Origin of the sequence: Halomonas sp. Ps84H-12 (assembly GCF_024124725.1) — a bacterium.
Lineage (GTDB): Bacteria > Pseudomonadota > Gammaproteobacteria > Pseudomonadales > Halomonadaceae > Vreelandella > Vreelandella aquamarina.
The window spans coordinates 1-1154 of sequence record NZ_JAMXSJ010000093.1 but is presented as its reverse complement, the minus strand read 5'-3'; the positions used below and the strand labels follow the sequence as shown (position 1 = coordinate 1154).

Below are 1154 nucleotides of genomic sequence, written 5' to 3'. Positions count from 1 at the left end.
GGCTCCGGTGTGCTGGCACCACTACGCTCGGTCTTGATGCGATACACCCGGTCTTCCAACCCTTCGCGGTTGGGGTAGTAGATCAGGGAGATCTCGCTATGGGGGTCGCGGGTGAGCTGGTCGTCGTCGTCCCAGGCCGGCATCCAGAACTCGGCGTCTTTGTGATACAGCGTGAGCCATTCGTCCCACTCGCGGTCGTCCAGCAGACGGGCTTCGCGGTATAAAAAGGCTTGGATGTCGTGATAGCTGATACTCATGGCCTTTCTCTCCTTTCTTTAGACATCGGGCGCTTAGGCAGACGCGGTGGCGATAAACTGGCTGCGCTCTTTGTCGATGGCGCGTAGCATTTCGCTGACCCAGTGCTTGTGATGCAGTACGTAGAGGCCTTCATCTTCGGGAGAGGCGCCGCTGAGCAGTGGTTTCATGTCGATGGCCTGGGCGTTTTCGTCCGCGCCTTCGATCCATTGCTTGGCCCCGCGGGAGAGGTCATTCCATTCGGCCAGGGCGCCGTTGTAGCCTTCCTGGCATGCACGGAACTCTTCGAGGTCATCCGGTGTGCCCATGCCGGAGACGTTGAAGAAGTCTTCGTATTGGCGGATACGCACACGACGGTTTTCCGCTGACTCGCCTTTGGGGGCGAAGCAGTAGATCGTGACTTCCGTTTTATTGACGTCGATGGGGCGCAGCACGCGGATTTGCGTGGAGAACTGGTCCATTAGGTAGACGTTGGGGTAGAGGCACAGGTTGCGCGTTTGATTCACAATCGAGTCGGCGCGGGCTTCCCCTAACTGCTCTTGGATCCACTCCTTTTCCTGGTAGACCGGGCGGACTTCGGGGTTGAGCAGCCGGGTCCACAGCATCATGTGGCCGTTTTCGTAGGAGTAGAAGCCGCCTTTGCTTTTCGACCAGCCGTCGGCGTCCACGGCTTTGGTGCCGCCGGCGTCGTAGTTGCGGCGCTCCATGGTGGAGGCGTAGTTCCAGTGTACGGAGCTGACGTGGTAGCCGTCGGCACCGTTTTCGGCTTGTAGCTTCCAGTTGCCGGTGTAGGTGTACGATGAGGTGCCGCGCAGGATCTCAAGACCTTCGGGGGCTTGGTCGACGATGTTGTCGATGACCTTGGTGGTTTCACCTAGGTGCTGTTCGAGCGGCTGCAC

General features: G+C 59.3%; 2 protein-coding genes. Both read right to left on the bottom strand.

All coding sequences use genetic code 11. The features are described from left to right. Positions 1-257: aromatic-ring-hydroxylating dioxygenase subunit beta (locus NH344_RS18180; RefSeq protein ID WP_253028292.1), on the bottom strand; the 257-nt coding region annotated here is incomplete at its 3' end. Positions 258-290: 33 nt separating this feature from the next. Further along, positions 291-1154, bottom strand: an 864-nt coding sequence (locus NH344_RS18175) for an SRPBCC family protein (protein ID WP_290444110.1), incomplete at its 5' end; no start/stop codon positions are given.